The organism is Paenibacillus glufosinatiresistens (genome assembly GCF_031470375.1).
GTDB lineage: Bacteria > Bacillota > Bacilli > Paenibacillales > Paenibacillaceae > Paenibacillus_AQ > Paenibacillus_AQ glufosinatiresistens.
The window spans coordinates 38,485-44,723 of sequence record NZ_JAVFHT010000026.1; the positions used below are offsets into that span (position 1 = coordinate 38,485).

Genomic DNA, 6,239 nt, shown 5'->3' on the forward strand with positions numbered 1-6,239 from the left:
CTATGCATTTGGTATATGCCGATGAACAAGGCAATGTATACGATCACCCTGAGCTGCTCGGATTGGCGCGCAGCGGGGATATGATTGTTGAGATTCTGGAAGAAGAACTGATTCCGCTCCCCGACGGGGCCACTCTGGTCGGGCTGCCCTGCACGCGCGCGGTCGGAATGGACCCCGAGACCGGAGAAATGCTGCCTCTCCCCGAAGGCTCGCAGGCGGTAGGTGCGCTTCTGCCGCAAGGATTCACGCGGCTCTGTCTCCCGGGCTACGTCAAGACCGATAAGAACTATAAGCTTCCGCTGTTCGGCTATTCCGCCGTGGTCTGGAAAGACGGCGGCTTCTATGTTGCGGCAGATCCGACGGATAATCCGGAACAATGGAATCCACTCAACTGCGACCGCGGCGAGGTCGAGGCCGGAGTGGAGGCGTTCACAAGCCGGTACCCGGACAACCGGCTGTACGGGCACCTGTCCAACTGTGCGCTCGGCTATGAATGCCTGACTTCGTCCAACACCTTCCTGAACCGCTGGGAAGGCGGCGTTCCGGTATCCTATTCCTGCAATGCCGGCTGCTTCGGCTGCATCTCCGAGCAGCCCGACGACAGCGGATTTGTCTCGCCGCAGACCCGGATGAACTTCCGCCCCCGGGTGGAAGAGATCGTTCAGGTCATGCTGGAGCATCTTAAGACGCCTCAGTCCATCATCAGCTTCGGGCAGGGCTGCGAAGGCGAGCCTTCGACGCAGGCGAAGCTGATTATCGAGGCGATTCGCGAGGTTCGATCCGTTACCGATATGGGCTATATTAATATCAATACCAACGCGGGACTCAGCGATCATATCCGCGGCATCGTCGATGCCGGCCTGGATTTGATGCGGGTCAGCACGATCAGCGCGCTGGACGATCATTACAATGCGTACTACAAGCCGCGGGGCTATACGCTTGCCAACGTAGAGAAGTCCTTGAAGTATGCGGCTTCCCAGGGTGTTTATACATCCATTAATTATCTGATCTTTCCGGGAGTGACCGACCGGGAGGAAGAAATCGAAGCTATGGTTGAATTTGTCCGAAGAACCGGGCTGAAGCTGATTCAAATGCGCAATCTGAACATTGATCCCGAGAGCTATCTGGAATTGATTCCCCCGGCGCGCGGAGAAATTCTCGGAATGAAGACCATGCTTGATATTTTCCGGGAGGAGCTTCCGGAAGTGGTGATCGGGTCCTTCACCCATGTTCCTCCGGCGGGACAGGCTCGCCCCAAAGCGAGGCTGGGCGGAATTCCGCTGTGATTTCCGGAACCGACCGGGCCGGGGGTGGCCTTTCCGGGCGCGGATAAAGGCTATTGCCACCTTGTTTTAATCGTGCTAAACTGTAATTATGTGTCTGATATTAACTCTGGACCCGCCTGAGGTTCAGGGCAAAAGAGGTGAAATCTAATGCAAACAGCAATCCAACCGAAGTACAACATGGTTACCGTAACTTGCGCTTGCGGCAACACGTTTGAATCCGGCTCCGTGAAGCAGGACCTGCGCGTTGAAATCTGCTCCGCTTGCCACCCGTTCTTCACAGGCAAGCAGAAGTTCCTGGACGCCGGCGGCCGCGTCGACCGTTTCAAGAAGAAATACGGCATCTAATCCGGATCTGCCCGTCACCGGGCAGCCGACGCATAAGCCCTTTGGCCCTACGGCCGAAGGGCTTGTTTTTATGCTTCCGCGCAGCGGTCACCGTCCGGCCGAAGGCCCGCATCCCTTTGATGGCGCGGACTGGAAGGCCAAGCGTATAAGGACCAATTGAGGGAGCAGACCCCGTCTGCGGCGCGGTTGCTTTTTGACGGGACGTGCGCTATACTTAACTTCGCCGTGCTAGACGGGGAGGTAGCGGTGCCCTGTAACTCGCAATCCGCTATAGCGGGGTTGAATTCCTGTTTAGAGGTACTGTCGATGTGAGGTCTGGTCCCTGGTTGCTGTGTTGACGGTTGGGTCCTTCGCAATGAGCGCTTGTGAACCTGGTCAGGTCCGGAAGGAAGCAGCCATAAGCAGGTTGTCTCTTGTGCCGAAGGGCGGCCTAGCCCGAGCAGTCAATCAGGATTGCCGCTTGGATCGCGGTTATCGATGACAGGTGCACGGTTTAATTATTGGATTGAATTTGGAATGAAACCAAGCGTCTTTGCAGCCAGCGAAGACGCTTTTTGTTTTTGGTCAAGAAACCCGGAGTATAGTATAATGAACAAGTAATGAGCTTCACGAAAGAGGCCGTCAAGAAAGGGTTGTGCCAATGGAACATATCGCGCTGTACCGGGCTTGGCGTCCGCAATCGTTCCGGGATATGGTCGGACAACAGCATATCATTCAGACGCTGCAGAACGCGATCCGGGAACAGCGGGTCTCGCACGCCTACTTGTTCAGCGGACCGCGCGGAACGGGCAAGACCACCGCTGCCAAGGTGCTGGCCAAAGCCGTCAACTGCGAGCGGATGGACGGCCCCGAACCGTGCAATGAATGTCCTTCCTGCAAGAGAATATCTTCGGGAGCAGTCATGGACGTGCAGGAGATCGACGCGGCGTCCAACCGGGGTGTGGAGGAAATCCGCGATCTGCGGGATAAAGTCAAATACGCACCGACTGAAGTGCGCCGCAAAGTGTATATTATTGACGAAGTGCACATGCTGACGACGGAGGCTTTTAACGCGCTGTTGAAGACGCTGGAGGAGCCGCCGCCGCATGTCATGTTTATTCTGGCGACGACGGAGCCGCATAAATTGCCTGCAACCATCATTTCACGCTGCCAGCGCTTTGACTTCCGGCGGGTATCGCTGGAGGAACAGACGGGGCGGCTGGCCGAAATCTGCGCCAAGGAAGGCATCGAGGCCGAACCGGAGGCGCTCCAGTACATTGCCCGTCTCTCCGACGGGGGGATGCGCGACGCGCTGAGCATCCTTGACCAGATTGCGTCGTACACAGACAAGAGGGTCACCTATCAGGAAGTGCTTGGCATGACGGGAGGCATTCCCGCCGAACAGTTCGCCCGTCTGGCCCAGGCTATCCTCGATGAAGATATGGGGCTGCTGCTGGAGCTGGTGGAACAGATGATGCAGGAGGGCAAGAGTGCCGACAAGTGTCTGGAGAACCTGCTGTACTACTTCAGAGACCTGCTTATGATCAAAATGGTTCCGAATTCCGACCGCCTCACCGACCGCGTTCTGAACCCGGAGGAGTTCAAGGCCATCGCCTCCGCGTTCTCCCGCGACCGGCTGTTCGGCATCGTCGATATTCTGAACCGCTATCTCGGCGAAATGAAATACGCGACCCATCCGCAGACGCTGTTTGAAGTAGCGCTGATGAAGCTGTGCAGCCTGCAGGAGACGCCGGCCGTCCACTCGGGGGCGCAGGCAACCGCTCCGGCTGCCGCGGCCGGTGCCGCTCTGGGCGCCGGAGAGCTGGATGCCCTGAAGAAGCAGATCGCGGCGCTGGAGAACAAGCTGGAGCAGGCTGTCCGCTCGGGCGGCGTGGCGGGAGGGCGCGAATCGGCGCCTGCCCGCAGCCAGGCGGCTGCGCCTGCGCCGCGCGCATCGTCGATGGCGAAGCTCCCTCCGCAGATGGACCGCTTCATCGCAGGCAAGGAGAGCGCCGACTTCCAGACCGTCTTCCGGCAATGGAGCGCGGTGCTTCAGGGCGTCAAGGAAGAGAAGGTCACTGTTCACGCCTGGTTCGTGGACGGAGAACCGGTCTCGGTTACCGAAGATGCCGTGCTGGTGGCGTTTAAGAACACCATCCACCGGGAGACCACCGAGAAGCCGGCCAACAAGCAGGTCATCGAGCGGGTGCTGGCGGCCCGGCTGGGCAAGCCGTACCGGCTCGTAACGATGATGCTGCACGACTGGAATGAGGCCTCTGCCAAGTCAGCGCAGCCTCCGGTTAAGGAAGAGCTCAAGCTGGAGCATGAGCATGAAGCCGCAGCAACGCAGTCGGAACCTTGGATTGACGAGGCGATTCAGCTTTTTGGCGAAGACCTTGTTGTCATAAAAGATTGACCGCAATTAGCCTATTAGCCCACTGAAGGAGAGATGACGAATGAACAATATGAATCAGATGATGAAACAGGTCAAGAAGATGCAGGAACAAATGCTGAAGGCCCAGGAGGAACTCGGCAGCAAGACGGTAGAAGGAACCTCCGGCGGCGGCGTAGTTACTGTGGAAGTCAACGGCCACAAGAAGGTGTTGTCCATTCAGATCAAACCGGAAGCCGTCGATCCGGAAGACGTGGAAATGCTGCAAGACCTCGTGATGACCGCCGTCAATGACGCCCTGACCAAAGCCGAAGAGCTGGCTAACAGCGATATGGGCAAATTCACCGGAGGGATGAAGATCCCCGGTCTGTTCTGATTGCCACTTTTGAAATTTAAAGGAGAACGCCATTGTACTATCCCGAACCGCTTGCCAAGCTGATCGACGCATTTACGCGGCTGCCGGGAATCGGGCCGAAGACGGCCGCCCGGCTGGCTTTTCACGTGCTGAATATGAAGGAAGACGACACCATTGATTTTGCCAAGGCGCTCGTAAGCGTGAAGCGAAATCTGCATTACTGCTCGGTCTGCTGCAATATTACGGATACCGACCCCTGCCGGATTTGTCAGGACAAGAGCCGGGATGCATCGGTAATCTGCGTGGTTCAGGACTCCAAAGACCTGGTCGCCATGGAGCGGACGAAGGAATTCGACGGGTATTATCATGTGCTTCAGGGAGCCATTTCTCCCATGGAAGGGATTGGACCTGATGATATTCGCCTGAAGGAGCTGCTAACCCGTCTGAGCGACGAACGCATCAAGGAGCTGATTCTCGCTACCAATCCCAATATCGAGGGTGAAGCGACGGCCATGTATATTTCGCGGCTCGTCCGGCCATTCGACATTAAGGTCACCCGGATTGCGCACGGCCTGCCGGTAGGCGGAGATTTGGAATATGCCGATGAGGTGACGCTGTCCAAAGCGCTGGAAGGCAGGCGTGAGCTGTTCTGACTTTTTAGATGTGCACGAAATTTAAGAGACCCTTCGGGGTCTCTTTTTTTGATTGCGGCTTCGTTCTCACCGGACAGGTTCTAACCGGAGCGCCCCCCCGATATGAATGAATTAAGGTACAAGCCGAAGCTGGATCAGGCGAAAGGGGGAGAACACGGATGTGCTGGTGGAGGAAAGAATCGACAGCTGGACGGAGTAAAAGAGAGGCGGTGCCCGAAGACTGGGGCCATGTTGTTCGCGATGTCCATGCCGCCAGGATGGACTGGGAACGCGCCTATCTGATGTTCGACGAGGCCGTGGGACAGGATCAGATCGATTATGCAATCTATATCCTCGAAGCCGCAGAACGCAAATATCAGATCCAGTTGAAGCAAGCCAAGAAGTTGAGCGCGGAACAAGGGCTGCTCGGAGAATAGAGTGTGAGAAGAAGAGAGGAGAAGAATCATGAAGATGCTGGCTTGGTCCGTTATGCTGGGTGCAGTTCTGTTGCTGCTGGTGGTCGTCTTTCGGCAAAAGCTGGGGTGGCGCTGGCTCGCCCCCTTTTCGACTCATTTAATTGCGGCTGCCGTCGGCCTGTATTTGGTGGACTTTGCGGGGTTGCTCGGCAGCGTATATATACCGCTTAACCCCGTAACGATCGGAAGTGTCGCTGTCCTGGGAGTCCCGGGGCTCGCCATGCTGGTCGGACTGAAAATAACGTTATTTGGATAGTTGACTCACTATCTTTATCTGTGATACATTAATACACGGCTCTTCTGAGGATGGCGGCGCCGAACATGCCTCTTCCAAGAGAAGAATCAAAAAAAGAAATAAAAAATGCTTGACCATTGCTTGCCGACTGTGATATATTATAAAGGTCGCTGCGACGCACTGATAAGTCAAAGCAGACAAGATGGTTCTTTGAAAACTGAACATCGAGTGAGTGAAATATCGAGAGTAACATCTCGTCAGATTCATCTTATGAGCAAGTCAAACGAACTTGTTCGTCCGAAAGGATCGGCTCAGCCGAGATCGATGTTTTTCGGACGTTCAGCTCGACGAAGGTCGAGCCTTTTATGGAGAGTTTGATCCTGGCTCAGGACGAACGCTGGCGGCGTGCCTAATACATGCAAGTCGAGCGGATTCATTCAGAGAGCTTGCTCTTTGAATGAATTAGCGGCGGACGGGTGAGTAACACGTAGGCAACCTGCCCTTCGGACCGGGATAACTACCGGAAACGGTAGCTAATA

7 protein-coding genes, 1 rRNA gene and 1 other RNA gene are annotated in these 6,239 nt (G+C 56.0%); all 9 read left to right on the forward strand.

The annotated features are described in order from the left end of the window. Positions 1-2: 2 nt before the first annotated feature. Complete coding sequence (locus tag RBI05_RS18250) at positions 3-1,286, forward strand: radical SAM protein (RefSeq protein WP_310552086.1); 1,284 nt, start codon at positions 3-5, stop codon at positions 1,284-1,286. Between the two features lie 147 nt (positions 1,287-1,433). Beyond that, a complete protein-coding gene (rpmE, locus tag RBI05_RS18255; RefSeq protein WP_150458227.1) occupies positions 1,434-1,631 on the forward strand; it encodes a 50S ribosomal protein L31 in 198 nt (65 codons plus the stop codon). A gap of 223 nt (positions 1,632-1,854) precedes the next feature. After that, an RNA gene (gene ffs, locus RBI05_RS18260) (signal recognition particle sRNA large type) lies at positions 1,855-2,123 on the forward strand. A gap of 148 nt (positions 2,124-2,271) precedes the next feature. Beyond that, positions 2,272-4,026 carry a DNA polymerase III subunit gamma/tau gene (gene dnaX / locus RBI05_RS18265; protein ID WP_310552087.1) on the forward strand — a complete coding sequence of 585 codons (1,755 nt, stop codon included), beginning with the start codon at positions 2,272-2,274 and terminating at the stop codon, positions 4,024-4,026. 40 nt (positions 4,027-4,066) lie between these two features. Beyond that, positions 4,067-4,378 (forward strand): YbaB/EbfC family nucleoid-associated protein, encoded by a 312-nt coding sequence (locus RBI05_RS18270; protein ID WP_150458225.1) that lies wholly within the window; start codon positions 4,067-4,069, stop codon positions 4,376-4,378. Positions 4,379-4,410: 32 nt separating this feature from the next. Next, positions 4,411-5,010 (forward strand): recombination mediator RecR, encoded by a 600-nt coding sequence (recR, locus tag RBI05_RS18275; RefSeq protein WP_150458224.1) that lies wholly within the window; start codon positions 4,411-4,413, stop codon positions 5,008-5,010. 158 nt (positions 5,011-5,168) lie between these two features. Further along, positions 5,169-5,426: a DUF2508 family protein gene (locus tag RBI05_RS18280; RefSeq protein ID WP_150458223.1), complete on the forward strand. Its 258-nt coding sequence runs from the start codon at positions 5,169-5,171 to the stop codon at positions 5,424-5,426. A gap of 28 nt (positions 5,427-5,454) precedes the next feature. Continuing rightward, on the forward strand, positions 5,455-5,721 hold the full coding sequence (locus RBI05_RS18285) for a pro-sigmaK processing inhibitor BofA family protein (RefSeq protein ID WP_150458222.1): 267 nt from the start codon (positions 5,455-5,457) through the stop codon (positions 5,719-5,721). Between the two features lie 341 nt (positions 5,722-6,062). Further along, positions 6,063-6,239, forward strand: a 16S ribosomal RNA gene (locus RBI05_RS18290); the annotation flags it as partial.

Excerpts from the sequence above, each read along its gene's own strand:
- RBI05_RS18250 (WP_310552086.1), top strand. The coding sequence starts at position 3 with ATGCATTTGGTATATGCCGATGAACAAGGCAATGTATACGATCACCCT.
- rpmE (WP_150458227.1), top strand. The coding sequence starts at position 1,434 with ATGCAAACAGCAATCCAACCGAAGTACAACATGGTTACCGTAACTTGC.
- dnaX (WP_310552087.1), top strand. The coding sequence starts at position 2,272 with ATGGAACATATCGCGCTGTACCGGGCTTGGCGTCCGCAATCGTTCCGG.
- RBI05_RS18270 (WP_150458225.1), top strand. The coding sequence starts at position 4,067 with ATGAACAATATGAATCAGATGATGAAACAGGTCAAGAAGATGCAGGAA.
- RBI05_RS18280 (WP_150458223.1), top strand. The coding sequence starts at position 5,169 with ATGTGCTGGTGGAGGAAAGAATCGACAGCTGGACGGAGTAAAAGAGAG.
- RBI05_RS18285 (WP_150458222.1), top strand. The coding sequence starts at position 5,455 with ATGAAGATGCTGGCTTGGTCCGTTATGCTGGGTGCAGTTCTGTTGCTG.